The sequence below is a fragment of the Streptomyces sp. WI03-4A genome, assembly GCF_033792105.1.
GTDB lineage: Bacteria > Actinomycetota > Actinomycetes > Streptomycetales > Streptomycetaceae > Streptomyces > Streptomyces collinus_A.
This window is the reverse complement of record NZ_JARAUO010000013.1, coordinates 132,997-158,773: the sequence shown is the minus strand read 5'-3', so window position 1 is coordinate 158,773 and position 25,777 is coordinate 132,997. Positions and strand designations below refer to the sequence as shown.

Annotated in this window: 21 protein-coding genes; 10 read left to right on the top strand and 11 right to left on the bottom strand. The window is 72.2% G+C overall.

Annotated elements, in window-relative coordinates; all coding sequences use genetic code 11:
• On the bottom strand, positions 1 to 993 hold a 993-nt coding region (locus PV343_RS16630; RefSeq protein ID WP_319147686.1), incomplete at its 3' end, for an MFS transporter.
• 48 nt (positions 994 to 1,041) lie between these two features.
• Positions 1,042 to 1,923 (bottom strand): glycosyltransferase, encoded by an 882-nt coding sequence (locus tag PV343_RS16625; RefSeq protein WP_319147685.1) that lies wholly within the window; start codon positions 1,921 to 1,923, stop codon positions 1,042 to 1,044.
• 325 nt (positions 1,924 to 2,248) lie between these two features.
• On the opposite strand from PV343_RS16625, the gene PV343_RS16620 reads away from it, so the two are divergent.
• The 8 genes from PV343_RS16620 to PV343_RS16585 all read left to right on the top strand — a co-directional run bounded on the left by PV343_RS16620 (position 2,249) and on the right by PV343_RS16585 (position 13,487).
• Entirely contained in the window at positions 2,249 to 3,655 is a 1,407-nt protein-coding gene (locus PV343_RS16620) for a sugar transferase (protein WP_319147684.1), read from the top strand.
• Positions 3,656 to 3,678: 23 nt separating this feature from the next.
• Positions 3,679 to 4,734 carry a Gfo/Idh/MocA family protein gene (locus PV343_RS16615; RefSeq protein WP_319147683.1) on the top strand — a complete coding sequence of 352 codons (1,056 nt, stop codon included), beginning with the start codon at positions 3,679 to 3,681 and terminating at the stop codon, positions 4,732 to 4,734.
• A gap of 23 nt (positions 4,735 to 4,757) precedes the next feature.
• Positions 4,758 to 5,762 carry an NAD-dependent epimerase/dehydratase family protein gene (locus PV343_RS16610; RefSeq protein ID WP_319147682.1) on the top strand — a complete coding sequence of 335 codons (1,005 nt, stop codon included), beginning with the start codon at positions 4,758 to 4,760 and terminating at the stop codon, positions 5,760 to 5,762.
• On the top strand, positions 5,759 to 6,898 hold the full coding sequence (locus PV343_RS16605; RefSeq protein WP_319147681.1) for a DegT/DnrJ/EryC1/StrS family aminotransferase: 1,140 nt from the start codon (positions 5,759 to 5,761) through the stop codon (positions 6,896 to 6,898). The genes PV343_RS16610 and PV343_RS16605 overlap by 4 nt, the downstream gene beginning before the upstream one ends.
• Positions 6,895 to 7,584: an acetyltransferase gene (locus PV343_RS16600; RefSeq protein ID WP_319147680.1), complete on the top strand. Its 690-nt coding sequence runs from the start codon at positions 6,895 to 6,897 to the stop codon at positions 7,582 to 7,584. The genes PV343_RS16605 and PV343_RS16600 overlap by 4 nt, the downstream gene beginning before the upstream one ends.
• Positions 7,581 to 8,699, top strand: a complete 1,119-nt coding sequence (locus PV343_RS16595) for a DegT/DnrJ/EryC1/StrS family aminotransferase (RefSeq protein ID WP_319147679.1) — start codon at positions 7,581 to 7,583, stop codon at positions 8,697 to 8,699. The genes PV343_RS16600 and PV343_RS16595 overlap by 4 nt, the downstream gene beginning before the upstream one ends.
• A gap of 203 nt (positions 8,700 to 8,902) precedes the next feature.
• Positions 8,903 to 12,367 (top strand): DUF4082 domain-containing protein, encoded by a 3,465-nt coding sequence (locus tag PV343_RS16590; protein ID WP_319147678.1) that lies wholly within the window; start codon positions 8,903 to 8,905, stop codon positions 12,365 to 12,367.
• A gap of 73 nt (positions 12,368 to 12,440) precedes the next feature.
• Complete coding sequence (locus tag PV343_RS16585) at positions 12,441 to 13,487, top strand: glycosyltransferase family 2 protein (RefSeq protein WP_319147677.1); 1,047 nt, start codon at positions 12,441 to 12,443, stop codon at positions 13,485 to 13,487.
• Positions 13,488 to 13,504: 17 nt separating this feature from the next.
• Here PV343_RS16585 and PV343_RS16580 read toward each other — a convergent pair whose 3' ends face one another.
• Positions 13,505 to 14,161, bottom strand: a complete 657-nt coding sequence (locus PV343_RS16580) for a hypothetical protein (protein ID WP_319147676.1) — start codon at positions 14,159 to 14,161, stop codon at positions 13,505 to 13,507.
• A gap of 71 nt (positions 14,162 to 14,232) precedes the next feature.
• Here PV343_RS16580 and PV343_RS16575 point away from each other — a divergent pair, with 71 nt between their 5' ends.
• The gene (locus PV343_RS16575; protein ID WP_319147675.1) at positions 14,233 to 16,257 is read left to right on the top strand and encodes an O-antigen ligase family protein; all 2,025 of its coding nucleotides are present in this window, start codon (positions 14,233 to 14,235) and stop codon (positions 16,255 to 16,257) included.
• Positions 16,254 to 17,165 (top strand): glycosyltransferase family 2 protein, encoded by a 912-nt coding sequence (locus tag PV343_RS16570; RefSeq protein WP_319147674.1) that lies wholly within the window; start codon positions 16,254 to 16,256, stop codon positions 17,163 to 17,165. Before PV343_RS16575 ends, PV343_RS16570 begins: the two co-directional genes overlap by 4 nt.
• A 17-nt stretch (positions 17,166 to 17,182) precedes the next feature.
• Here the strand turns inward: PV343_RS16570 and PV343_RS16565 are convergent, their stop codons facing one another.
• The 8 genes from PV343_RS16565 to PV343_RS16530 all read right to left on the bottom strand — a co-directional run bounded on the left by PV343_RS16565 (position 17,183) and on the right by PV343_RS16530 (position 25,720).
• The gene (locus tag PV343_RS16565) at positions 17,183 to 17,971 is read right to left on the bottom strand and encodes a glycosyltransferase family 2 protein (RefSeq protein WP_319147673.1); all 789 of its coding nucleotides are present in this window, start codon (positions 17,969 to 17,971) and stop codon (positions 17,183 to 17,185) included.
• Between the two features lie 11 nt (positions 17,972 to 17,982).
• The gene (locus PV343_RS16560; protein WP_319147672.1) at positions 17,983 to 18,717 is read right to left on the bottom strand and encodes a hypothetical protein; all 735 of its coding nucleotides are present in this window, start codon (positions 18,715 to 18,717) and stop codon (positions 17,983 to 17,985) included.
• 338 nt (positions 18,718 to 19,055) lie between these two features.
• The gene (locus tag PV343_RS16555; protein ID WP_319147671.1) at positions 19,056 to 20,543 is read right to left on the bottom strand and encodes an oligosaccharide flippase family protein; all 1,488 of its coding nucleotides are present in this window, start codon (positions 20,541 to 20,543) and stop codon (positions 19,056 to 19,058) included.
• On the bottom strand, positions 20,506 to 21,354 hold the full coding sequence (locus PV343_RS16550; RefSeq protein ID WP_319147670.1) for a Wzz/FepE/Etk N-terminal domain-containing protein: 849 nt from the start codon (positions 21,352 to 21,354) through the stop codon (positions 20,506 to 20,508). Before PV343_RS16550 ends, PV343_RS16555 begins: the two co-directional genes overlap by 38 nt.
• Before the next feature lie 51 nt (positions 21,355 to 21,405).
• On the bottom strand, positions 21,406 to 22,521 hold the full coding sequence (wecB, locus tag PV343_RS16545; RefSeq protein ID WP_319147669.1) for a non-hydrolyzing UDP-N-acetylglucosamine 2-epimerase: 1,116 nt from the start codon (positions 22,519 to 22,521) through the stop codon (positions 21,406 to 21,408).
• A gap of 3 nt (positions 22,522 to 22,524) precedes the next feature.
• Positions 22,525 to 23,784 carry a nucleotide sugar dehydrogenase gene (locus PV343_RS16540; RefSeq protein ID WP_319147668.1) on the bottom strand — a complete coding sequence of 420 codons (1,260 nt, stop codon included), beginning with the start codon at positions 23,782 to 23,784 and terminating at the stop codon, positions 22,525 to 22,527.
• Positions 23,784 to 24,554, bottom strand: coding sequence for a WecB/TagA/CpsF family glycosyltransferase (locus PV343_RS16535; RefSeq protein WP_319147667.1), 771 nt, complete (start codon positions 24,552 to 24,554; stop codon positions 23,784 to 23,786). The genes PV343_RS16540 and PV343_RS16535 overlap by 1 nt, the downstream gene beginning before the upstream one ends.
• The gene (locus PV343_RS16530; protein WP_319147666.1) at positions 24,551 to 25,720 is read right to left on the bottom strand and encodes a hypothetical protein; all 1,170 of its coding nucleotides are present in this window, start codon (positions 25,718 to 25,720) and stop codon (positions 24,551 to 24,553) included. The genes PV343_RS16535 and PV343_RS16530 overlap by 4 nt, the downstream gene beginning before the upstream one ends.
• Between the last annotated feature and the right edge of the window lie 57 nt (positions 25,721 to 25,777).

Here is a 25,777-nt window from a genome sequence, read left to right as displayed (position 1 = left end):
CGGCTCCCCGTCCCGTACGCCAACGCTGCCCGGCCCGGCGTCCCCCGCACCCGTGCCGACCGGGCGAGCGCCCCGCATGCCCGCGTCGTCAGGCCGGGCGTCTCGGGTGCCGGAGCCGTCTGGCGGGGCGCTCCACACGCTCGCGTCGCCCGGCCCGGCGTCCGCCGCGCCCGTGTCGACCAGCCGCGCGCCCCGCACCCCCGCGTCGCCCGGCCGGGCGTCCCAAGTGCCCGAGCCGTACGGAAGGCCGCCGCGCGCACCCGCTGCGTCCGACTCCCCGTCCGGCACGCCTCCGCCCCGCGCACCCGTGCCGTCCCGCCCCGTGCCCCCCGGACCCGCCGCCTCCGGCCACGCGTTCCGTCGCCCGCCGGGGACGAACAGGACCAGGACGAGCACGCCGAGTGCGGCGACGCACGCGCTCACGGCGAACACGGCGTCGTAGCCGTCGACCGCCGTGCGCAGGATGAGGAAGGCGGCCAGCGGGCCGAGCATCGCCCCGGTGGTGTCCAACGCCCGGTGCACGCCGAAGGCCCGGCCCTGGTTCTCGGGCCGGGTGGACAGCGAGATCATCGCGTCGCGCGGGGCGGTGCGCAGGCCCTTGCCGGTGCGTTCGAGGGCCAGGACGGCGCCGAGCGTGCCGATGCTGCCGGCGAGCAGCAGCAGCGGTTTGCACAGCGCGGACAGGCCGTAGCCGAGCCCGGCCAGCAGCTTGTGGTTGCGCACCCGGTCGGCGAGGTGGCCGCCGGTGAGCTGGACCAGTGCGCTGACGCCGTTGTAGACGCCGTCGAGGGTGCCGAACCCCAGCGGGCTGAAGCCGAGCGTGGTGACGAGGTAGAGCGGCAGGACGGCGGTGACCATCTCCGAGGAGACGTCGGTGATCAGGCTGACCGTGCCGAGCACGAGCACGACCGGGGCGACCCTGCGCCCGGGGGCGCGTTCCCGGCCCTGGCCGGTGCCGTCCTTCGGAGGCGCTGAACGGTCGGTGAGGTACAAGAAGGAGCTCCTGGTGCGGTGGGACCTGCGGTGCGATCTGCGGTGAGATCAGTTCTGCCGGCTGCTCTCGTCCCGTAGCCAGGTGCCGAAGTCCCGCTCCCGGATGGCCTTTTCGGCCCTCCGCCGGGCGGCGACGGCCGCCGCGACGAAGACCACGACAGCCGCCAGGAGCCTCGGCTCCCGGCGGAGCAGGTCCTTCAGGTCCGCCTTGCTGGTGCGCGGCGCGCCCTGCTGCCCGGCCTGCTGCTGTTCGACCTGGGCCGTGGACACCGCGGCCCGGACGCGGCGCTTGATCAAGTCACTCCAGGTGCGCGGGGGTTGGATCACGACACCGGCCGCCTCGACCACGAGCCGTTCCTCCGGGGCGAAGGCCATGGACGCGGCCAGGTCGTCCGCCATCAGCGGAGGGAGCGCGGCGAGCCGTTCGTACCCGGACTTCGAGACGGCGATGACGCCCCGGCCGAACAGCCCCTCGCGGACGGCGGGGAGCCGCTGCCACACCTGGTAGTAGGCGCGCACCCGCCAAGCACAGGCGGCCAGCGGAATCCGGCGTGCGGGGGCGGTGGCGAGGGCGCCGGAGGTCTCGTCGCGCAGGGGGGCGGTCAGCGCCCGTACGTCGGCGTCCGTGAGTACTACGTCGGCGTCCACGTAGACGCGCGGGAAGCCGCGCGCGTGGTCGTCGCCGGTGCGCAGCGCGGTGTGTTTGGAGGGGACGGGGATCTCCACCACCCGTACGCGCGGGCCGCGTTCGGCCGCCACGCGCGCCGTGTCGTCGGTGCAGCCGTTGCACACCACGACGATGTCCGGCTCGTGGACGTCCGTCTCGACCGTCCCGTCCGTCTCGCCCTCGCGGGAATCGGCCAACAGTGAGTCGAGGAGCCGGCCGATGACTCGCGCCTCGTTGTGGGCCGGGATCACGATGCTCGTCACCTGGGCAGTATGCCGTCGGTGTCACTATTGCGACATGTGTTTCGTCCAACTGTTCACGCCGCTGCGCCGCGTGGTCTAGATTGAGGATCGTCGGGCCGGTTTGGGTGGGGAACTTGTTCTTGACTGTGCGTCATGAGCCGGTCCGTTGAACGGATTTGAACCTTTGGACCGTAGTAACCAGCATGCTGGGGGCCTGCGGCGGTTGGGGAACCGCTGAAGCCTCCTCGCTTTCCAGTGCCGCTGTGTCCAGGGCACTTCGGTCACGGGTAGCCGCGCATGTGGTGGGGGGCGCATGACCATTGAGGTCACGCATGAGCAAGTGGTTGTGGAAGATCGAACTCCACAGACACGTCGAAGACGTTGGGAACAGAAGTACCGCGTCGTCCTACTGGTCGCGGACGGCTTCGCCGCCGTCGTCGCGGCCCTTCTGATCCACGCGGTCTACGGCCGCTGGGCGGTGGCGCTGGTGCTGCCGCCCGCCTGGATCGGGGCCATGGTGGCCCACCGGTCCTACGATCGCAGCACCCTGGGTCTCGGCACCGAGGAGTACCGGCGCGTGCTGCGCGGGGCCGCCGCCCTGTCGGCCCTGGCGGCCGTCGCGTACTGGCTGTTCACGCACGGTTCCGGCCTTCTTCATGACATGACCATGGCCGCAGCGGCGGCCGCCGTGATAGCCCTGCCGCTCCGGTACACGCTGCGCCGCCGGCTGCACCGACGCTGGGCACGCGGCCGCGACCGCAGCGCCACCCTCCTGGTCGGGCCCACGCGCGGGATCGTGGAACTGGTCGCGGTCCTGCGGCGCGGTGGCGCACAGGAACTCCAGCTCGCCGGGGTCTGTCTGAGCGACCCGGAGAACGCCTCGGCGGTCCGCAGGCTGGGGCTGCCGGTGCTCGGCGGCATCGGCGACATGGACGACGTCATCCGGGTCATGCGCGTCACCACCGTGGTCGCGCTGCCGGTCCCGGAGGCCGACGCCTCCGTGCTGCGCCGGATGTCCTGGACCACCGCCGTGCAGGGCGTCGAGTTCCTGCTGGCCCCCGTCCTGACCGACGTGTCCGCGCCACGGCTCGCCGTGCGCCCCACCAACGGGGTGCCCCTGCTGCGGATCCAGGCGCCGAACCTCTCCCGGTTCTCCCGCCTGCCCAAGGAAGTGCTGGATCGTTCCTTCGCGGCGGCGCTCCTGCTGCTCCTCGCGCTTCCCATGCTGCTGATCGCCCTGATCGTGCGGCTGGACAGCTCCGGTCCCGCACTCTTCAGACAGCAGCGCGTGGGCCGGTACGGCGACCACTTCACCATGCTCAAGTTCCGCACGATGCGGCCGGACTCGGAGGCCCTGAGGGCCGAACTCGAGCACCTCAACCAGAACAGCGACGGCCTGCTGTTCAAGGTCAAGGAGGACCCGCGGGTCACCCGGGTCGGCTCGCTGCTGCGCCGCAGCTCGCTCGACGAACTGCCGCAGCTCATCAACGTGGTCAAGGGCCACATGTCGCTCGTCGGCCCGCGCCCGCCGCTGCCCCGGGAAGTGGAGGAGTACACGCCGGACATCAAGCGCCGGATGCTCGTGAAGCCCGGCCTCACCGGGCTCTGGCAGGTCAGCGGCCGCTCCGACCTGCCCTGGGACGAGGCCGTTCGGCTTGATCTCGGATACGTGGACAACTGGTCGATGAGTCTCGACCTGACGATCCTGCTGCGCACCGGGTCCGCGGTGGTGCGAGGCACGGGGGCCTACTGATGGACCGACGGAAGAGGAAGCAAGTGACGCACAGCACCGAGCCGTTGGGGGTCGCCGTCGTCGGGGCCGGCTACTGGGGCCCCAACCTCGTACGCAACTTCCAGGCCAGCGACCGGTTCCGGCTGCGCTGGCTGTGCGACCTCGACGTGGACCGTGCCCAGCGGGTGCTCGGCGGCTACTCCACGGTCCAGGCCACCTCGGACTACGCGGCCGTCCTCGCCGACCCGTCCGTGGCCGCCGTCGCCGTCGCCACCCCGGCCGGCACCCACCTCGACATCGCCCTGGAAGCCCTGCGCGCCGGCAAGCACGTCCTGGTGGAGAAGCCCCTCGCGGCGACGTACGCCGACGGGATGCGCCTGGTGACCGAGGCCGAGGAGCGCGGCCTCACCCTCATGTGCGACCACACCTACTGCTACACGCCCGCCGTGGGCCGCATCCGCGAACTGGTCCGCTCCGGAGAGCTCGGCGAGATCCACTTCGTCGACTCGGTCCGGATCAACCTCGGCCTCGTCCAGAAGGACATCGACGTCCTGTGGGACCTCGCCCCGCACGACCTGTCCATCCTGGACTTCATCCTCCCCGACCACGTCGAACCGGTCGCCGTCGCCGCCCACGGAGCCGACCCGATCGGCGCCGGCCAGGCCTGCGTGGCCTATCTGACCCTCCAGCTCAACACCGGCGCCATCGCTCACGTGCACGTCAACTGGCTCTCCCCGACCAAGGTGCGCACCACCATGGTGGGCGGCGCCAAGCGCACCCTGCTCTGGGACGACCTCAACCCGCTCCAGCGCGTGTCGGTCTACGACCGCGGGGTGGACCTCGCCGCACCGCAGGAGATCGGCGCCGACGAGCGCCGCGAGATGCTCGTCTCGTACCGCTCGGGCGACATGGTCGCCCCCGCGATCGGCGAGAAGGAAGCGCTGCGCAGCATGGTCGACGAGTTCGCCGACGCGATCCGGAACGAACGGGCACCGCTGACCGACGGCCGCGCGGGCCTGCGCGTCCTGGACATCCTCGAAGCGGCCTCCCGGAGCCTGGAGTTCCGCGGCGCCGTCGTCGGCCTGCGCGCCGGGCACTGACCGTTCAACCCACCGAGAGGGCCATGCAGTTGAGCAAGGTACGTGGCAAGAAGATCCTGGTCACCGGAGGGGCGGGCACCATCGGCTCGAACCTCGTCGACCTCCTGGCCGAGGGCGGTGCCCGCGAGATCGTCGTGCTCGACAACTTCGTGCGCGGGCGGATGGGCAACCTCGCCAAGGCCCTGGGCAGCGGCGCCGTCCAGGTCGTCGAGGGCGACATCCGGGACGCCGCCACCGTACGGAAGGTCACCGAGGGCGCCGACCTGGTGTTCCACCTCGCCGCGATCCGCATCACGCAGTGCGCGGAGGAACCCCGGCTCGCCAACGAGGTGATGGTCGACGGCACCTTCAACGTCCTGGAGGCAGCGGTCGAGGCCGGCGTGGGCAAGGTGATCGCCTCGTCCTCGGCGTCCGTCTACGGCATGGCCGAGGAGTTCCCGACCACCGAACGCCACCACCCGTACAACAACGACACGTTCTACGGCGCGGCCAAGGCGTTCAACGAGGGCATGCTGCGCAGCTTCCACGCCATGTACGGCCTGGACTACGTGGCCCTGCGGTACTTCAACGTCTACGGCCCCCGCATGGACATCCACGGCCTCTACACCGAGGTGCTCATCCGCTGGATGGAACGCATCGAGTCCGGTGAGGCGCCGCTGATCCTCGGCGACGGCAGCCAGACCATGGACTTCGTCGACGTCCGGGACATCGCCAGGGCCAACGTGCTGGCCGCCGAGTCGGACCTCACCGACGAGGTGTTCAACGTCGCCAGCGGCACCGAGACCTCGCTGAAGGAACTCGCCGAGGGCCTGCTGGAGGCGATGGGCGCCTCCGGTCTGGCCCCCGAGCACGGACCCGCCCGCGCGGTGAACGGGGTCGTACGGCGGCTCGCCGAGACCGGCCGGGCGGCCGAACGGCTCGGCTTCGAGGCCCGGATCGACCTGCGCACGGGCCTGCGCGACCTCGTGGACTGGTGGCGCGCCGAGCGCGCCGCCGACGCCGCCGCCACGGAGGGTGCCGCGCGATGAGCACGGACCGCATCCCGGTGATGATCCCCTGGCTCGGCGAGGAGGAGGCCCGCGCCGCGTCCGACGCCGTGCTGTCCGGCTGGGTCGCCCAGGGCCCCCGGGTCGCCGCCTTCGAGCGGGCCTTCGCCGAGCGGGTGGGCGCCGAGCACGGCATCGCCGTCAGCTCGTGCACCACCGCCCTGCACCTGTCGCTCGTCGCGCTCGGCCTCGGCCCCGGCGACGAGGTCGTGGTGCCCTCGCTGTCGTTCATCGCCACCGCCAACGCGGTCCGCTACGTGGGGGCCGAGCCCGTCTTCGCGGACGTGGACCCGACCACCGGCAACCTGACCGGGGCCACCGTGGACGCGGTCCGCACCCCACGCACCAAGGCCGTGCTCGCCGTCCACCAGGGCGGCGTGCCGGCCGACGTGGCCGCCCTGCGCGCCGCCTGCGCCGAATGGGACCTCCCGCTCGTCGAGGACGCGGCCTGCGCCATCGGCTCCACCGCCGGCGGCAAACCCGTCGGGCACGGCGCGCTGCTGGCCGCCTGGTCCTTCCACCCCCGCAAGGTCGTCACCACCGGCGAGGGCGGCATGATCACCACGGACGACGCCCAGTGGGCCGCCCGCCTGCGCCGGCTGCGCGAGCACGGCATGAACGCCTCGGCGGCCGAGCGGCACGCCAGCGACAAGCCCGTCCTGGAGAGCTACCTGGAGGTCGGCTTCAACTACCGGATGACGGACGTCCAGGCGGCGATCGGCCTCGTCCAGCTCGGCAAGCTCGACGCCATGGTGACCCGCCGCCGAGCACTGGCGGCCCGGTACGAGACGCTGCTGCGGGACGTCCCCGGGCTCACCCCGGTCCGCGACCCCGCCCACGGGCAGAGCAACTTCCAGTCCTACTGGGTGCTGCTGGCCGAGGACTTCCCCGTCGGCCGGGACGACCTGCTCGCCGCGCTCGCCGCGGCCGGCGTCTCCGCCCGCCGCGGCATCATGGCCTCGCACCTCGAACCCGCCTACGCCGGCCATCCCGCGGCACCGCTGCCGATCACCGAGCGGATCAGCCGCGACTCGCTGATCCTGCCGCTGTTCCACACGATGACCGAGGCCCAGCAGGACCGGGTGGTCGCGGTGCTGCGCGAACAGGCCGGCCCATGAGCGAACTCCTGATCGTCGGCGCCGGCGGCTTCGCCCGGGAGACCGCGCAGGCCGTACGCGACGCGGGCGAGACGAAGCTGCTCGGGCACCTCGACGACAACGCCGCCCTGCACGGCACCGAGGTGGACGGCGTGCCCGTCCTGGGCGGCTGCGACGTCGTCCACGACCTGCCCGGGGCGCGGGTCGTGGTCTGCGTGGGCAATCCCCGGGACTACGCGGCCCGCGCCCGTCTGGTGCGCCGACTCGGCCTGCCCGCCGAGCGCTACGCCACCGTGCTGCACCCGACGGCGGCGGTGTCGTCGACCTCCGAGGTCGGGCCCGGCTCGGTCCTGCTGGCGCACTGCGTCCTGACCGCCGCCGTACGGGTGGGCGCGCACGTCGCGGTGATGCCGCACGCCGTGCTCACCCACGACGACGTGGTCGAGGACTGCGCCACGCTCGCCGCCGGTGTCCGGCTCGGCGGGGGAGTCCGACTGGAACGGGGCGCCTACGTGGGCTCCGGCGCCCTGGTCCGGGAGGGCACGACGGTCGGCGCCTGGTCGCTGGTCGGCATGGGGAGCACGGTGCTCGGCGACATTCCGCCGGGCGAGGTCTGGGCGGGCAGCCCGGCCCGGCGGCTGCGCACGGCGGGCGCGCCGGCGCTCGACGAACTGGTGACACGAACAACGGGGGGACCGGCCACATGAACCAGATTCCGCTTGTCGACCTCAAGGCGGCCCATGAGGAGGTCGCCGACGAGGTCCGGGCAGGATTCGAACGGGTGCTGGCGGGCACCGCGTTCATCGGCGGCGACGAGGTGCGCGGGTTCGAGCGCGAGTACGCCGACTTCGGCGGCGTCGCCCACTGCGTGGGGGTCGCCAACGGCACCGACGCCGTCGAACTCGCCCTGCGCGCGGTCGGAGTCGGGGCCGGGGACGAGGTCGTGGTGCCGGCCAACACCTTCATCGCGACCGCGGGCGCGGTGGCCAGGACCGGTGCGCGGCCGGTCCTCGCGGACTGTCTGCCCGACAGCCTCCTGCTCGACCCTCGGGCCGCGCTGGACGCTGTGGGCCCGGCCACCCGCGCGGTCGTCCCCGTCCACCTCTACGGCCAGATGGCCGACGTCACCGCGCTCGCGGCGCGACTGCCCGACGGAGTAAGGATCGTGGAGGACGCCGCACAGTGCCAGGGCGCCACCCGCGACGGCCGTACCCCGGGCAGCGGCACCATCGCCGCCACCAGCTTCTACCCGGGCAAGAACCTGGGCGCCTACGGCGACGCGGGCGCGGTGCTCACCGACGACGAGGACCTGGCCGGACTGGTGCGCGCGATCGCCAACCACGGGGGTGTCGCCAAGTACCGGCACGACGTCCCCGGTTTCAACAGCCGCCTCGACGGTCTCCAGGCCGTCGTCCTGCGCGCCAAACTGGCGCGGCTGGCGGCCAGCAACGCGGCCCGGCGGGCCGCCGCGGCCCGCTACGACGCCCTCCTCGCCGACCTCGCTGCGGCCGGCCGGGTCGTCCTCCCGACGACCGCGCCCGGCAACGTCCACGTCTGGCACCTCTACGTGATCCAGGTCGCCGACACGGACCGCGACGACGTCGTGGGCAAGCTCAACGCGGAGGGCATCGGCGCCGGGGTGCACTATCCGGCGCCGGTCCACCTCACACCGGCGTACCGCCATCTCGGCCACTCCCGCGGGGAGTTCCCCCACGCCGAGAAGGCGGCGGAGCGGATCCTGTCGCTCCCGCTGTACCCGCAGATCAACCCCGACCAGCAGCAGCGGGTCGTGGACGCGCTGGCCGACGCGCTCCGCGGCTGACCGGTCCCCGGTTTCACCGCACCACTCCGACCGCACGGGTCGGCCCTGCACAGCACCGCTGAGAGGTACACATGAACAGATGGAGCAGACGGATCCGGGGCGGCCGCCTCGCCGTCGTGGCAGCATTGGTATGGGCGGTGCTCCCAGGGGCCGTCACCGCGCAAGCGGCATCCGATCCGTGCGGAACGGGCTCCAACCCCGTCGTGTGCGAGAACTCCAAGCCGGGCAGCCCCAAGTCCGACTGGTTCTCGCCCAACGCCTATGGCGACATCAAGGGCTTCAGTACCAAGGAGAGCGTGCAGGCGGGCGACACCGTCCAGTTCAAGGTCCAATCGAAGACCCCGTACCGCATCGAGATCTACCGGCTCGGCTGGTACGGCGGCGACGGCGCGCGCGAGATGTCGACCGCGGCGCAGGCGGCAATCACCTACCCGGCCAACTACCTGACCAAGCCCGCCGGTTGCGCCACCAAGAGCACCACGGGGCTGGTCGACTGCGGCAACTGGCCCGTCACCGCGAGCTGGACCGTGCCCAGCGACGCCGTGTCCGGACTGTACATCGCCAATCTGACGCAGGCCGACGGCGACGGACTCATGCCGTACCCGTTCGTCGTCCGCAAGGACTCCAGTACCTCGGACGTCGTCGTGCAGACCAGCGACCAGACCTGGCAGGCGTACAACGACTACGGCGGCCAGGACCTCTACGGCGGCACCGGGCCCGCCCCGGACGGCCGCGCCTACGAGGTCAGCTACAACCGGCCGCTGGACATCGGCGGCGACAACGGAATCTACGGCTCCGAGTTCATGATGCTGTCCTGGCTGGAGCGCAACGGCTACGACGTCAGCTACCTCTCCGGCGTCGACGTGTCCACCAACGGCGCGACCCTGCTGAAGAACCACAAGGTGTACCTGTCCTCCGGGCACGACGAGTACTGGACGCAGAGCCAGTACTCCAACGTCCTGGCCGCCCGGAAGGCCGGCCTGCGCGAGGGCTTCTTCAGCGGCAACGAGGTCTTCTGGAAGACCCGGCTCGCCTCCAGCATCGACGGCGCGAACACCGCGAACCGCACCCTGGTCTGCTACAAGATGACCAAGATGGCGCAGAACAACGGCACAGCCGACCCCAGCGGAAGCTGGACCGGCACCTGGATGGACCCGGCGGGCAAGGACTACGGGCAGGACTACCAGCCGCCGAACATCCTCACCGGCTCCATGTTCACGGTGAACGGCTACCGCAGCGACGCCATCACCGTCCCCGGCTCGTACGGCAGGAACCGGATCTGGCGCAACACCTCCATCGCGGGCCTCAGCTCCGGGCAGACCGCCACCTTCCCGACCGGCACCCTCGGCTACGAGTGGGACAGCGACCTGGACAACAGCACCCGGCCCGCCGGAGCGATCGACGTGTCGTCCACCACGGTCGACATCAACGACGGCAAGCTCCGCATGGACTGGGGCAACGTCTACGGCAACGGCACCGCCACGCACAACCTCGTCGAGTTCCGCGACCAGACCTCCGGGGCCCTGGTGTTCGGCACCGGCACCGTCCAGTGGTCGTGGGGCCTGACCAACATCCCGACGTACAACCCCGACGACACGGTGGTCACCGAGGACTCCCGGATGCAGCAGGCGACGCTGAACGTGCTCGCCGACATGGGCGTCCAGCCGCTGACCCGGCAGAGCAACCTGGTCGCCGCCACGGCCTCCAGCGACACCACCGGCCCGTCCGTCACCGTGACCAGCCCGGCCTCCGGGGTCACCGTCCCGGCGCTGAAGCCGGTCACCGTCAAGGGCACCGCCACCGACTCGGGCGGCGTGGTGGCCCGCGTCGAGGTGTCCACGGACGGCGGCACGACCTGGAAGGCCGCCACCGGCCTGGCGTCCTGGAGCTACACCTGGACCCCGACCACCCCGGGCGCGGCGTCCATCAAGGTCCGCGCGGTCGACGACAGCGTGAACATCGGCGCCGTCACCACCCTGCCGGTCACCGTCGGTCCCCAGGCATGCCCCTGCACCGTCTGGCCGGCCTCCGCCGTGCCGGGCACCGTCAACGCGGGTGACGGCAGCTCCGTCGAACTCGGCGCCAAGTTCCGCACCACGGTGGCCGGTTCCATCACCGGTGTCCGCTTCTACAAGTCGCCCGCCAACACCGGGACCCACACCGGCAGCCTGTGGACCGCCTCCGGCACCCGCCTGGCCACCGGCACCTTCACCAACGAGACGGCGTCCGGCTGGCAGCAGCTGAACTTCGCCACCCCGGTGACCGTCAAGGCCAACACCACATACGTCGCCTCGTACTTCGCCCCCAACGGCGGATACTCCTACGACGGCGGCTACTTCTCCGGCGGCGACGCCGGACTGGCTCCGCTGACCGCGCTGAAGTCCGGCACCGACGGCGGCAACGGCGTCTACCACTACGGCTCGACCAGCGCCTTCCCGTCCTCCCAGTCCTCCGGCAGCAACTACTGGGTCGACGTGGTGCTGGACACCTCGACGGCCAGCACCACCCCGCCCACCGTCACGTCGACCTCCCCGACCTCGGGAGCGACCGCCACCTCCATCACCGCCCCGGTGTCGGCCACCTTCAGCTCGGCCGTCGACACCGACAGCGTGAGGCTCACCGTGAAGGACGCGGACGGCGACGCCGTACCGGGCGCCCTCACCTACCCCGCGTCGAACAAGGCGGTCTTCACACCGTCCACGCAGCTGGCCCTGCACACCGCGTACACCGCCTCCGTCCAGGCCTCCGACGTGTGGGGCAACGCCATGACGGACCCGGTGACCTGGTCCTTCACCACCAGTTCCACCCCGCCCGCGGTGACCTGCCCGTGCACGCTGTGGAGCTCCTCCGCGGTGCCGGCCACCACCGACATGTCCGGGGACACCAACTCCGTCGAGCTGGGCACCCGGTTCACGTCCTCGGCGGACGGCTGGATCACCGGCGTCACCTTCTACAAGGGCACCGGGAACACCGGTACCCACACCGGCAGCCTGTGGTCCGACGCCGGCGCGCTGCTGGCGACCGGCACCTTCACCAACGAGACGGCGTCCGGCTGGCAGACACTCACCTTCGCCACTCCCGTGGCCGTCACCGCCGGCACCCCGTACGTCGTCTCCTACCACGCCCCGAACGGGCACTACGCCGTGGACGGCGGCTACTTCGCCGGCGCCCACCAGTCGTACCCGCTCACGGCCACGGCCGACACCACCGCGCATCACAACGGGCTGTACCGCTACGGTGCCGACCCGGCCTTCCCCAACGGTTCCTACGGTTCCGCGAACTACTGGGTGGGCCCCGTCTTCACCGCCGACAACCCGAGCGCGTCCCTGGCGAGCGCCAAGGCGTCGGAGGTGCCCACCTCCTCGGTGGCCCACACCGCCGACGCGGCGGGCGCCCTCGTGATGTCCGTGCCCGACACGGCCGCGGTGTCGTCCGTCAAGGCGAGCGTGACCGTACTGAAGGGCCCCAAGGCAGCGAGGAAGCTCCACGTGACGGCCGTCGTGTCCTACGACCGGGCCACCCACAAGGCGTCCGTCCACCTGTCCGCCCCGCTGCCGGACGGCACCCGGTTCAAGGTCACGGTCACGGCCAGGGACAAGCACCGCCACACGGTGAAGTCCCAGAGCTGGACCCTGACCGGCAAGACCGTCCACAAGAAGAAGAACTGACCCGTCAGAACGCACCGGTGGCGGCCCACGCCCGACTCGGCACGGGCCGCCACCGGGGATTGGCATCCACCCGATGAGCAGCGTCAGTGTTGTGATCCCCTGCTACAAGTACGGCCACTTCCTCGCCGACTGCGTGAGCAGCGTCCTGGACGAGCAGGACGGTGTCGACGTCCGCGTGCTCATCATCGACGACGCCTCGCCCGACGACTCGGCGGAGGTCGCGCACAAACTGGCCGCCGCCGACCCGCGCATCGAGGTCGTCGCCCACACGACCAACAAGGGCCACATCGCCACCTACAACGAAGGTCTCCTGGAGTGGGCCGACGGCGACTACGTCGCGCTCCTGTCCGCCGACGACCGGCTGGTCCCGGGCGCGCTGGTCAGGGCCGCCGCGCTGCTCGACGCCCACCCCGAGGCGGGCTTCGCCTACGGACGCCCCCTGCGCTTCCGGCACGGCGGACCCCTGCCCAAGGCCCGCACCCGCGGCACCGGCTCGGTCGTCTACCCCGGCCACTGGTGGCTGGAGCGGCGCTTCCGCGAGGGCACCGGCTGCATCACCTCACCGGAGGTCGTCGTCCGCACCAGCCTCCAGCGCACCGTCGGCGGCTACGACCCGGCCCTGCCGCACGCCGGTGACATCGAGATGTGGATGCGGCTCGCCGCGCACGCCGACGTCGGCTACGTCCGCGGCGCCGACCAGGCCTTCTACCGCGTCCACGGCAAGAACATGTCCACCACCGACTTCGGCGGCCAGCTCGACGACCTGCGCCAGCGCCTCGTCGCGTTCGACTCCGTCCTCGCCAAGTGCGCCGACCGGCTGCCGCACGCCGACCGCCTCGCCGAGCAGGTCCACACCCGGCTCGCCCGCTTCGCGCTGCGCCGCGCCTACCGGGCCTACGACCGGGGCCGAACCGGCATCGTGCCGGTCGACGACTGCGTGGCGTTCGCCGAGGAGTGCCTGCCGGGCTACCGGGCGCTGCCCGAGTACCGCGCCCTGCGGCTGCGCAGACGGATCGGCCCCAAGGCCATGCCCTACCTGCAGCCCCTCGTCTGGTCGGCCGTCGCCGAGCGCGGCCGGGAGCAGCTGTGGTGGGAGTCCTGGAAGCGCCGCGGCATCTGATGATCCGGCAGTCCGACTCAGTGGGCCGCGGGGACCGCGGCGGTGTGCCGGCGGCGCGGGGCCTCCCGGCGGCCCATCAGGTACCGGTCGAGCCACAGCGCCCCCAGCACGCCGGCGGTCAGGCCCAGCAGGGCCGTGCCCGCCAGACCCCGGCTCTTGTCACCCTGCACCTCGGCGGCGCTGGGCGAGGTCAGGACCGAGGCGGTGATCCGCGAGCCGTCCGCGACGCCCTGCGCCGACTGCATCGCGTCGACATGCCGGGTGTACACGTCGATGATGCGGCGCACCGCCGTGACGGCGGCGTCGGCACCGGACGCCTGCGACTGCACCTGCAGGGAGGGGATCAGATAGCGGGGCGTCGCGCTGGTGCCGCTGTTGCGGGGGATCAGGTGGTACGTCCCCGAGACACCCGCGGCGCGCAGCTCCTCGGTGCCGGCCGGGGACTGCAACTGCTGGACGGCCGCGTAGGAGACCACGGCGAGCGGCGGCAGCAGATTGGTGTACTGGTTGGGCTGGTTGCGCGTCACTGGCGGCTTGAGGACGACCACCGCGGAGCCCACGTACTGCGGGGCGGGACGGACCACCTGGTACGCACCGGCCGCCGTCAGCAGCAGTGCGACCACCACGACGTACCAGCGGCGGAGCAGCGCGTCGGCGACGTTCCCAGGCGACATACGGGTTCCTTCCGTCACTCCCGATACTGGCAGGACGCACGGCGGCATGCCACCGAATGGAGGGACGGTTCGTGAGCCTCGGTGAGATATGGGCCATTCTGCGCAGGCGTTGGTACTTCATGGTGCCCTTCACCCTGCTCAGTCTGCTCGGCGGCTCGTACCTGTACGTCACCGTGCCGGTCTCCTACCAGTCGCAGAGCTCGGTCGCCCTGCTCGACTCCTCGGCGGTGGCCCGGCTGGCGCCGACCTTCGGCAACCCCATCTCGAACGCGGGCGGTTCGCTCATCGTCACCGCCGACGTCCTGATCCGGACCCTCGAATCCAACGACGCCGCCAAGGAGTTGCGCGGCCGGGGTGTCACCGACCCCTACACCGCCGGGTTCGCTCCGGCCAGCGACAGCCCGCTGCTCATGCTCAGCGTCACCGGAACCGACCGGGCGAAGGTGCTCAGGGAGACCAACACCCTGACCACCTTCGCCGGCGAACAGCTCAGCGCCCTGCAGGCCGCCGCCAAGGTCCCGCCCGCCTACTTCGTGCAGACCGCGCCCGTCGTACTGCCGCAGACCCCTGTGGCGAAGTCAAAGAGCCGCTACCAGGACATCGCGGCCGTCGTCATCCTCGGCGTCGTCAGCGCGTTCCTGCTGTCGATCCTGATGGAGGGCGTCGCGGTGGTCCGCCGCCGCAGGCCCGCCAGGAACGCCGCACCACGCGAGCGCAGGCCCCGCGGCCCCGGCCGGCTGCGCACGGGCGCGCTGGGCCGGCGCGTCGACGCCACCGCGATCCTCACCGTCTACCTGGTGCTGGCCCTGTTCATCCCCTCCAACCTGGCCCTGCCCGCGCTCGGCGGCGTCGGCACCCCGGCCAACGTCTTCGCCCTGCTCGGCCTGCTCTGGTACCTGGCGACCTGGCTCGGCGGCCGCATCCTGCCCGCGCCAGGCACCCGGCTCGTCCGGGTCGCGCTGTGCGTGCTCGGCGCGGCCGTCCTCGCGGCCTACGTCGCCGACGCGCTGCGCGAGAGCTCCCACCAGGAGGTCCTCGGCGCCGACCGCGGCCTCATCGGTTTCCTGGTGTGGGTGTCGCTGGTCGTGCTGACCTCGGCCGGAGTGCAGGAGCGCAGTCGGCTCGACGTGCTGATGCGGCGCCTGGTGGTGCTGGGGTCGGTCGTCGCCGCGATCGGCTTCTACGACTTCTTCGCCGCCACCAACATCGCCGACTCCATCCACATCCCCGGGCTCCAGACCAGCGTGGCCCAGGTGTCCGCCATGGACCGCGGCGCCTTCACCCGGCCCCGGGCCACCACCGCCCAGCCACTGGAGTTCGCCGGCATGCTGGCGATCCTGCTGCCCTTCGCGATCCAGCAGGCCCTGGACCCGGTGCGCCGTCACCTGCACGCCGCGCGCCGCTGGGGGCCGGTGGTGCTCATGGCCGGCGCGCTGCCCCTGTCGGTGTCGCGGACCTCGATCATCGGGCTGCTGCTGGTGGCCCTGGTGATGGTGCCGCGCTGGAAGCCGGCCCGGCGCTGGGCCGCGATCGGCGTGATGACCGCCTCCGTGGCCGTCTTCAAGGTGCTCGTGCCCGGCCTGATCGGCACCATCACGGGCTTGTTCGCCTCGTTCCTGTCCAACTCCGACAGCAGCACCCAGGCCCGCACCGTCAAGTACAGCGCGATCGTGCCCTACCTGAAGGAACACCCCTTCTTCGGACGGGGGTTCGGCACCTTCACCCCCGACCTGTACTTCTTCACCGACAACCAGTACATGCTGTCCCTGGCCGAGATGGGCGTGCTCGGCATGGTCGCCCTGCTCACCCTGTTCGTCACCGGCATCCACCAGGGCGGCGCCGTCCGGCGGCTCGCCGGCACGGAGTCCGACCGCGAACTCGGGCAGGCCTTCTTCGCCTCCTCGGTGGTCGCCATGGTCAGCAGCGCCACCTTCGACTCGCTGAGCTTCCCGATGTTCGCCGGCATGTTCTTCCTGGTGCTGGGAGCGGGGGCCAGCTACCTGGGGTTCATCCGGCGTGAAGCGGCCGCCACCGCCGCCCCGGGCCCCCGCGCGTCCGCCGAGCCCCCGCAGCCCCAACTCGTGGAGTCCCGATGAGTCCCGTCGCCGTCATCGTCGTCACCTGGAACAGCGCCTCGGTGCTCCCCGGGTTCCTCGCCTCGCTCGCCGACGCCATGGCCGGGCTCGACTGGCGACTGGCCGTCGCCGACAACGACTCGGCCGACGACACCGTCGACGTGCTGCGCACGCTGGCCCCCGAGGCCACCGTCGTCCAGACCGGCCGCAACGCCGGGTACGCCGCCGGGATCAACGCGGCGCTGGCGGCCGCCGGCGCGTGGGAGGGCGGACACGGCGCCGTCCTGATCTGCAACCCCGACATCCGGATGCGGCAGGGCTGCGCCAAGCGGCTCGTCGACCGCCTGGACGGAGACGTGGGGATCGCCGTCCCCCTCCTGTACGAGGAGGGCCACGACACGCCCCACTTCTCGCTGCGCCGCGAGTCGAGCGTGTCCCGGGCGCTCGGCGAGGCCGTCATCGGCAACCGCAGGGCCGGCCGGTTCCCGGCGCTCAGCGAGCTCGTCACCGACCCCGCCGCGTACCGGCGGCCCACCCGGGCGGACTGGGCGACCGGCGCGCTCATGGCCGTCTCGGCCGGCTGCCTGACCGCCTGCGGCCCGTGGGACGAGTCGTTCTTCCTGTACTCGGAGGAGACCGAGTACTGCCTGCGGGCGCGGGACCTCGGATACGCCACCCAGCTGGAGCCGACGGCCGAGGCCGTCCACCTGGGCGGCGACTCCCAGGTCTCGCCCCGGCTGTGGCGGCTGCTCACCCTCAACCGCGTGCGGCTGTACGGGCGGCGCCACGGCGCCCTCGCGACGGCGTGCTTCCGGGCCGCCGTGTTCCTGCGCGAGGCGTCCCGGGCCGCGCTCGGCCGCGAGGCCAGCCGCGCGGCGGCGGCCGCCCTGCTCCGGCCGGGCGCGCTGCGGACCACACCGGGCCCGTGAGCCACGGCCGGGACGGCTCAGCCGGACCAGGTCGTGTAGAAGCTGGCGGGGTTGACCAGGTACCGCACGGTGGCGTGCGGCACGTGGCGCACGCTGTGGCCGCGGCTGTAGCGGCGGACCAGCTCCCAGTCCTCGCGCGGCATCACCTCGGGCGTGCGGCGCAGCCGGCTGAAGCGCAGGGCGCGGGTGCGCCGCGCGACGAACGCGTTGGTGTCCAGGAACGACTCCCTGGCGGCCCGGCGGCGGTCGAACGGCACGGACAGGACATCCCGTTCGGTGCCGTCCGGCAGGACGCGGCGCAGCGCCGTGTAGACGCCGTCGGGACCCTGGGGCGACTCCAGGACCGCGAGGGCGCGCTCCAGGTGGTCGGGTTCCCACAGGTTGTCGTCGTCGAGGAACGCCACGTACCGCGAGCGGGTCAGGCGGATGCCGACGTTGCGCACCACGCCGGCGACTCCGGTGTTTTGCGCCAGCGAGACGGCGAACAGTCGGGGGTCGGCGGGCAGTTCGGGCAGTCCGGCGCCGTCGTCGACGACGACCACGACCTGGTCGCGGACGGTCTGGGCCAGGGCCGAGCGGACGGCCGCCCGCAGGTCGTCGGGGCGGCGATGGGTGGCGATGACGGTGGCGACCAGGGCGGCGGGCCGGTCGCCGGCGGCCGCGAGACGCCGGACCTCGGCGGTCTCCAGACGGCGCAGCCGCAACGCGGACGGCGCGAGCAGGACCTTGTTGCGCAGCTCGAACAGGACGAGCCAGCCGAAGGCGCGCTTGAGGAGCTCCCAGGGGGCGCGGGCGATGCGTCGCATGATCCTCTTCCTCAGCGGTCCGGCTCGGGGGTGATCGGGGTGCCGTCGGACAAGCGGTTGCCGCGCCAGACGTTGCCCGAGCCGTCGGCGTTCCAGGCGGCGACGGCTCCGTAGCCACCGGCGTTGCGGTGGTAGCGGGTGGAGAAGACGTTGTTCGTGACCGTGATCCCGGTGGCCCCGTCGCCGCCGCCGTAGAGCGAGTAGGCGCCGCCGGCCAGCAGGTTGCCGTCGATCACGGTGTTGGAGACATGGCCGGTGTCGGCGAACAGGCCGATGCTCGCGGAGGCTCCCCGGTCCACGGCGACCGGGTTGAGTAACGTGTTGTGCCGGATGATCAGGCTGCCCTTGTTGCCGCCCCCGCTGATCACCGCGTCGGTGTGCTGCCACTCGCCGCCCGCGTTGCGGAAGGGCACGAGGTCGTGGACGTAGTTGTCGTGGATGTGCCCCTGCCCCATGGACAGCGCGTTGCCGAAGACCGAGATGTCGCACCAGCCGACCTCGACCGAGCTGGTGCCCATGTTGGAGACGGCGTAGTCCTCGCCGCCGTTGTCGGGGCCCTTGCCGGGGATCGCGGTGACGGTGCTGTGCAGGACGCGCAGCCCGTGGTACCCGGGGCGCAGGTTGACCCCCCACCAGTTGGTGGAGGTGATCCTGGAGTCGATGATCGTCACGTCGTTCGCGTAGATGTCGAGCGAGCCGGTGAGGTCCCACCCCCTGATGACGGTGCCGTCGGTCTTGACGGTCATGTCGCCGGTGCGGTGCGGGGTGAGGGGAACGCGGGGACCGGTGGTACGGGCGTCGGGGAAGCCGGCCGGCCGGGGTGACGCGGACGGGCGACGGGTCGGACGCCGTGAGGGCGGAGCGGTCGACGTGCTGGGGGCCGCCCCGGGGGAGGAGGATAAGACGCTGGTGGGAGGCGGGGGAGGCGGGCCGGGGTCGGCGGAGGTGCGCGGGGCGTGCGGGGAGCGGTCGGCCCGGGTGGGCCCGCCGCCCGACGAACAGGCGGCGCACAGCACGAGGGTCAGCACGCCGAGGGCGGGACGGGTGAGAGCGGGTCGGGCGAGCGGGCGGCGGTGGAGCCTGGTCATGCGGTCTCCGGGGTCCGGGAGCCGAGCAGGTAGCGCCGGCTGGGCAGTACGCACACCGCGTAGCAGGCGAGGGCCGCCGCGCCGGTGCCGAGGAGAGCGGGGGTGCCGTCGCCGAGCAGCCACTTCGCGGTCAGCAGCACCAGGGTCATCACGGCGCCCGCGAAGAACGGCCAGGCACAGGCCCGGGCGATGGGGGCGAGGCCGATCCCGGCCCTGCCGAGGGCGTAGAGGAACGCGGGGACGACCAGGGCGGCGGCGACCACGACATGGCCCTGGGAGACACCGACGATGCCGCCGAGGCGGGCGCCGACGACGAGGACGGGGACGAGGGCGAGGACCCAGAGTCCCTGGACGAGGATGAGCGAGCGGCGCTGACCGGCGGCGACGAGGCAGTCGTAGGCGAGTTCGCAGCCGATACGGACCAGCCCGAGGGCCATCAGCCAGGGCAGCGCGGCGGCGGCGGGCACCCAGGTGCTGCCGTAGACGAGGTGGACGACCGGGGCGGCGAGGCCGCCCAGCAGGACGCACAGCGGCACGGTGCCCGTCACCAGGACGCCCAGGGCGCGGCTGAACCCCTGGGCGAGGGCCTGCGGGGAGTCCGCGAGACGGGAGAAGCCGGCGAAGGAGACGCGGCGGGCGGCCTCGGAGATGATCCGCACCGGCCAGCCCGACATGTTGAACGCCAGGACGTAGAAGCCGAGGGCGGTCTGGCCGAGGGAGGAACCGACGACCATGGTGTCCACGTTGACCACGGCGAGGGCGAGCAGGCTCGCGCCCGCCAGCGGAAGCCCGAACTTGAGCAGGGCGCGCGCCTGTCGGGGGTCCCAGCCGAACCGCAGGGCACCGGGGGCGGCCAGCGCGCAGCCGACGAGGGCGGCGACGTTTCCGGCGACCGCGCCCCAGGCGAAGCTCATCGCGCCCCAGCCGGCGAACGCCAGGACCAGGGTGACGGCGGTGCTGAGGACGAAGTTGAGGGCGTCGATGACCATGCGCCTGCCCTGCGCGAACTCGCGGGTCAGGATCCCGGCGGGCACCTGGGCCACCCCGTCGATCACCAGGCACAGGCACATCACCCGCAGGACGCCCGAGGCGCCGGGCGAGTCGAGCAGCCCGGCCACCGTGGGCGCGGCGAAGAAGATGGCGGCGTACAGCAGGCCGCTGGACACGGCGCCCAGGGTCAGCACCGTGGGCGCGAACCGGCGGGGGTCGCCGTCCCAGCGGACGATGGCCAGGCCGACGCCCAGCTCGTTCGCGGACAGCAGGACCAGCAGCACCGTCTGGGCGAGGCCGTAGACGCCCCACTCGGCCGGTCCGAGCGCGAAGCGCGCCAGCAGGATGCCCGTGGCGAAGTTGCCGAGGCGCATGACGACGGTGTTGATCAGGCTCCACCGGGCGGCCGTGACGACCTTGCGGCCCAGGGAAGGGGGAGCGGGGGTGTCGCTCGGCTCAGCGGTCCCGCTGTCCGGTGTGCGAACGCTGTCCATGAGTCGACTCCTCGTCGAGCGGCTCGGCGGCGGGCGCCACGGCCGTGGCGGACCGCCCGGCCCTCGGCTCCGCCGCGGTCCTGTTCTCGGCGGTCCGCGACCAACTGGGCTGCGTCCGCAGGGCGATGGTCCGTTCGGCGACCGGCTCGCCCTGCGCCGCGTCCGGGGCGGTGGGCGGTGGCGCGGCTTCCCGCGGCGGCGCCGCCGGCGTACGCGAGCGGCGGCGCGCCTCCACGTAGAACGCGGCGACCAGGCTGACCACCAGGCCCAGGAGGCCGGCCAGGATCAGGTACTCCAGGCGGGTCTTGGTCTGCGCCACCGGGTTCTGCGGGGGCACGATCGTCGTCATGCGGATCATGGCCTTCGGCGCGACCGACTGCTGCTTCTGGAACTGGTCGAGCCGTTCCTTGGCGTACGCGGTCAGCAGACGGTCCGAGGACAGCACGGCAGCCTTGTCCGTGCCGGTGACGGTCAGCCACATCAGCGGCCCCTGCGCGTTGTCGGCGAGCTTGGCCTCGAACGTGCCCGTCGCGCCACGGGACTTGAGCACGCGCACGGAGACGTCGGAGTTGAGGTTGCGGGCCAGGCTGTCGGCCATGCCGGTGAGCGAGGTCTGGGTGCTGAGGAAGGGGTTGCCGTCGTAGGCGACGGTGGCCTTCTGCGAGTTGAGGAGGACCACCGTGCTCTGCGACTGGTAGGTGACCGGAACCACCAGGGACACGGCGACCGTCAGACAGGCGGTCAGCAGCAGTCCGGGCAGCAGGACGTACCAGCGCCTGCGCATGACCCGGAAGATCTCAGCGAGATCCATGGTGGTCCCCCCTTACGACCAGACGTTCGACGAGCATATGGTGCGTGCGGATCATATGGGCAACGCTCGGTCGGTCGGTCTGGGTCGGGTGCTCGCCGTGCCTCCCTCCAGCAGCACCTCGGCGATGCGGTCGCTGGCGCGGCCGTCCCACAGCTCGGGCCGGCGCGGCGCGGGCGGTGTGTCCAGTACCCGGTGCACGAGGGACACGATCCGTGCCGGATCACGGCCGGCCAGCAGGTTGGTGCCCTGCTCTACGGTGATGGGCCGCTCGGTGTTGTCCCGCAGGGTCACGCACGGCACCCCCAGCGCGGTGGTCTCCTCCTGCACACCGCCGGAGTCGGTGAGTACGAGACGGGCGGCGTCCTGCAGGGCGATGAAGTCCAGGTATCCGGCCGGAGGCACGAGCCGGACGCCGCCCGGGACGCCGATCTCGGCCAGCCGCTCGGCCGCGCGCGGATGCACGGGCAGCAAAAGCGGGCAGCGGCCGGCGACCTCGCCCAGGGCCTTCAGCAGTCCGGTGAGCACCTCGGGGTCGTCCACGTTGGCCGGACGGTGCAGGGTGACCAGGCCGTACTCGCCCCTCACCAGGCCGTACCGGTCGAGCACGCCGGAGGACCTGGCCCGCTCCAGATTGGCCAGCAACGTGTCGATCATGACGTTGCCGACCAGATGGATCTGGTCCTCCCGATAGCCCTCCGCGCGCAGGTTGTCCACGGCGTCGGGGGAGGGGGCCAGCAGATAGTCGCTGACCCGGTCGGTGGCGACCCGGTTGACCTCCTCCGGCATGGTCCAGTCGCGGCTGCGCAGACCGGCCTCCACATGGGCCAGCAGGGGCCCCGCCTTCGCGGTGACCAGGGCGCAGGCCAGCGTGGAGTTGATGTCGCCGACCACCACGACGACGTCCGGGGCCAGTTCGCCGAGCAGCGGCTCGAACGCGGTCATCACGCGCCCGGTCTGTTCGGCGTGGGTGCCGGAGCCGACCCCGAGGAAGCGGTCGGGTGGCCGGATGCCGAGGTCGGCGAAGAACACGTCGTTCATCGACGGGTCGTAGTGCTGACCGGTGTGGACGAGGACCACCTCGGCGCCGCGGCGCTCCAGGGCGTCCATCACCGGTTTGATCTTCATGTAGTTGGGGCGCGCCCCGGCTACACAGACGATGCGCGGCATGGTTCAGAGCACCTCGATCGTGGGCCCGGGCGACAGCCGCCGGCGGCAGTCGAGCACGAAGGGGGCGTGCTCGGTGACGAGGTCGTAGTCGAAGCTGTCGTGGTCGGTGAGCAGGACCACCACGTCGGCGGCCGCCAGCTCCTCGGGGGTCGGTTCGACCCGCACCAGCCGGGTGTCCACGGGCAGGCTCTCGACCACGTGCGGGTCCGCCGCCTTCACCTGGGCCCCCATGTCGAGCAGGAGCTGGGAGATGCGCAGGGCGGGCGACTCGCGGGCGTCACCGGTGTTCTTCTTGTAGGCCAGGCCGAGCAGCAGGATCTTCGAGCCGTTCACCGAACGGCGTCTGTCGTTGAACAGGTCGCCGATGCGGCGCGCCACGTACTCCGGCATGTGGTTGTTGATGTCGTTCGCCAGCTCCACGAACCGGAAGCTCTGGCCGAGTTCGCGCTGCACCCGCCAGGACAGGTACGAGGGGTCGATCGGCAGGCAGTGGCCGCCGACGCCCGGCCCGGGCGTGAACCGCATGAAGCCGAACGGCTTCGTGGAGGCGGCGTCGATGGCCTGCCAGACGTCGATGTCCAGGTGGTGGGCGAACATCGCGACCTCGTTGACCAGCGCGATGTTCACGTGCCGGAAGGTGTTCTCCAGCAGCTTGGCGAGCTCGGCCTCCTTGGGTGAGGTCACCGGCACGGTGGTGTCGACGAGCTGCCCGTAGAAGTCCCGCACGGCGGCGAGCGAGGCGGCGTCGACGCCGGACACGACCTTCGGGGTCTCCTTGAACCCCCACACCGTGTTGCCGGGGTCGATCCGCTCCGGGCTGTAACCGAGGTGGAAGTCCTTGCCCGCGGTCAGGCCCGAGCCGTCCTCCAGGATCGGGGCGAACAGCTCCTGGGTGGTGCCGGGGTAGGTGGTCGACTCCAGGACGACGGTGGCGCCGGGGCGCAGGTAGCGGGCGAGGGTGACCGCCGACTCCTTGATGTAGCGCAGGTCGGGGGAGCCCTCGTGCAGCGGGGTCGGCACGGTCACCACGGCGACGTCGAAGCCGCCGCAGTCGCGGGCCGAGTCGCTGGGACGGTAGCTGCCACGGTCCAGCGCCGCGCGGATCCGCTCGGAGGAGACGTCCTCGACGAACGACTCACCGGCGGCGAGGCTCTTGATGCGCAGGGCGTCCACGTCGTAGCCGATCACCTCGTGCCCGACCTCGGCGGCGCGGATGGCCAGTGGCAGTCCGACGTATCCCTGTCCAACCACGACGACGCGCATCAGTTACTCCTGTTCGCGGGAGCGGGCGACGGGGTGAGCCGGATGAACTCGCGCGCCGTCATGACGAGGAAGGCAGCATTGGTGGTGAGGTAGCGCCGGCCCAGGCGGCGCGGCTCCTGCAGCGCGCGGTACAGCCACTCCACGCCCCATCGCTGCCAGGACGCGGGGGCCCGCTTGGTGATCCCGGCCAGGATGTCGAAGGAGCCGCCGACCCCGTGCACCACACGGGCGCCGGTGCGCGCTCCGTAGGCGGCGGTGAAGATCTCCTTCTTCGGCGAGGTCATGCCGAGGAAGAGCATCCGGGCGCCGCTGCGGGCGATCGCGTCGGCTATGCCCTCCTGCTCGGAGTCGTCGAAGTAGCCGTGCCGGCTGCCGGCCACCTCGAGGTTGGGGAAACGATCCGCCACCCGGCGCAGCATCTCCTCCAGCACCTCGTGCCTGGCGCCGAGGAAGTACACCGACATGCCCTGCGCCTCCGCCTCGGCCAGCAGCCGCAGGAAGAGGTCGATACCGGCGACCCGTTCGGGCAGCGGGGCGCGCAGCAGCCGGCCGGCCCAGACCACGGCCTGCCCGTCGGCGAGGACGAGGTCGCACCCGGCGACAGCCCCGGCGAGCCGGGGATCACGCCGCATGTTCACCAGCTTCGCGGCGTTGACCACCCCGATCTCGAGCTGGCGCTCGTCCCGCACCGCCTCCAGGCACCGCTGTACGGTCTCGTCCATCGTCAGCGGGTCCAGCTCGACCCCGAACAGGGACCGGCGCGCGCTCATTCGCCGCCCCCCAGCCAGGCGTGGAGCATCCAGCCGAACTCGTAGGGCCGGCACTCCCGGTCCACGGAGGCAGGGCGGTACATCCGGTCCAGGGGGCTCAGCCGCAGGCCCGGGGCGACCCGGGTGCCCAGGCCCCGCGCGGCCCGCACGGCCTTCTTCGGGTCACCCCGGTAGACCTTGCGCCAGGTGACGCCGAGCCGGTCGAGGATCATCGGCTCCCTGTGCTCCGGGCGCCCGGCGAGTTCGGGCACGTCGGTCATCCAGCGCAGTCCCTTGCGGACGGCCACCCCGAAGTCGGTGCCGCCGGCGTCGGCGAGATCGAACAGCGCGGTCGGCGCCATCGCGTGCTGGTGGACGCTGTAGACCGGGTAGCCCTCCACGACACCGCCGGTGCGCGCGTCGTAGTGCCACCACCACTGCCCGCCGTCGCCCTGGAGTTCGCAGATGCGTGCCGCGCACGCCTCGGAGGCGGCCAGCGCCGCCGGGTCGCCGCCGTCCGTACCGGCGTGGGCGCGGGCCAGGGCCTGCAGCGGGTAGGTCTGGTCGGCGAAGCAGCTCACATGCGCCCGGTACCAGGGCACCAGGCCGGGTCCGGTGGCGTGCGGGAACAGCGGGCTGTCCCCGATCCGGGCCCGCAGCAGACGGTCGCGAGCTGCGGTGAAACGTCTCTCCACATCGACCGTGCCGCGCGCCGCGGCGAGAGCGGACAGCACCCACGCCGCCTCGACGGTGTACTGCGGCCGGCCCTCCTCGTCCAGGGCGCCGACCCGCTCGACGGCGTCGGACAGCTTGGGGTGCTCGGTCTCGGCGGCGGCCCAGGCGATGAGCGCCGCGTCCCCCAGGTTGGTCACCGCGGGCAGGGACTCCACGAGCAGCCCCGTGAACTCCTGCGCGGTACGCCCCCCGAGCACCGCCCGCTGGCGGTCCTCGGGCAGGAAGCGGGCGCCCAGCGCCGTGATGGCCGCGTACCGGGTGCTGGTCCCGCGCCGTTCCAGCGTCCAGGAACCGTCGGGGGCCTTGTGCCCGGCCATGGTGAAGACGAAGGCCTCACCGCCGGGAAGCAGCATCGCCGGGAGCCCCGACTCGGCGACGGAGAGCAGCCGTTGGGCGAGCGCGAGCAGTGACGGATCCTCATGGCCGAGCGCCGCGAGACGTGTGCTGGTCATCGTGTGGACACACCAACCCCCCTGTGGGTCCTGGTCTTTGCGCAGACTGGTGAACGC

What these genes read in the sequence shown, in the direction of transcription:
- PV343_RS16570 (WP_319147674.1), top strand. Translation starts at nt 16,254, where the DNA reads ATGAGTCCCGTCGCCGTCATCGTCGTCACCTGGAACAGCGCCTCGGTG.
- PV343_RS16550 (WP_319147670.1), bottom strand. Translation starts at nt 21,354, where the DNA reads ATGGATCTCGCTGAGATCTTCCGGGTCATGCGCAGGCGCTGGTACGTC.
- PV343_RS16555 (WP_319147671.1), bottom strand. Translation starts at nt 20,543, where the DNA reads ATGGACAGCGTTCGCACACCGGACAGCGGGACCGCTGAGCCGAGCGAC.
- PV343_RS16565 (WP_319147673.1), bottom strand. Translation starts at nt 17,971, where the DNA reads ATGCGACGCATCGCCCGCGCCCCCTGGGAGCTCCTCAAGCGCGCCTTC.
- PV343_RS16580 (WP_319147676.1), bottom strand. Translation starts at nt 14,161, where the DNA reads ATGTCGCCTGGGAACGTCGCCGACGCGCTGCTCCGCCGCTGGTACGTC.
- PV343_RS16585 (WP_319147677.1), top strand. Translation starts at nt 12,441, where the DNA reads ATGAGCAGCGTCAGTGTTGTGATCCCCTGCTACAAGTACGGCCACTTC.
- PV343_RS16540 (WP_319147668.1), bottom strand. Translation starts at nt 23,784, where the DNA reads ATGCGCGTCGTCGTGGTTGGACAGGGATACGTCGGACTGCCACTGGCC.
- PV343_RS16560 (WP_319147672.1), bottom strand. Translation starts at nt 18,717, where the DNA reads ATGACCGTCAAGACCGACGGCACCGTCATCAGGGGGTGGGACCTCACC.
- PV343_RS16605 (WP_319147681.1), top strand. Translation starts at nt 5,759, where the DNA reads ATGAGCACGGACCGCATCCCGGTGATGATCCCCTGGCTCGGCGAGGAG.
- PV343_RS16600 (WP_319147680.1), top strand. Translation starts at nt 6,895, where the DNA reads ATGAGCGAACTCCTGATCGTCGGCGCCGGCGGCTTCGCCCGGGAGACC.
- wecB (WP_319147669.1), bottom strand. Translation starts at nt 22,521, where the DNA reads ATGCCGCGCATCGTCTGTGTAGCCGGGGCGCGCCCCAACTACATGAAG.
- PV343_RS16530 (WP_319147666.1), bottom strand. Translation starts at nt 25,720, where the DNA reads ATGACCAGCACACGTCTCGCGGCGCTCGGCCATGAGGATCCGTCACTG.
- PV343_RS16610 (WP_319147682.1), top strand. Translation starts at nt 4,758, where the DNA reads ATGCAGTTGAGCAAGGTACGTGGCAAGAAGATCCTGGTCACCGGAGGG.
- PV343_RS16595 (WP_319147679.1), top strand. Translation starts at nt 7,581, where the DNA reads ATGAACCAGATTCCGCTTGTCGACCTCAAGGCGGCCCATGAGGAGGTC.
- PV343_RS16535 (WP_319147667.1), bottom strand. Translation starts at nt 24,554, where the DNA reads ATGAGCGCGCGCCGGTCCCTGTTCGGGGTCGAGCTGGACCCGCTGACG.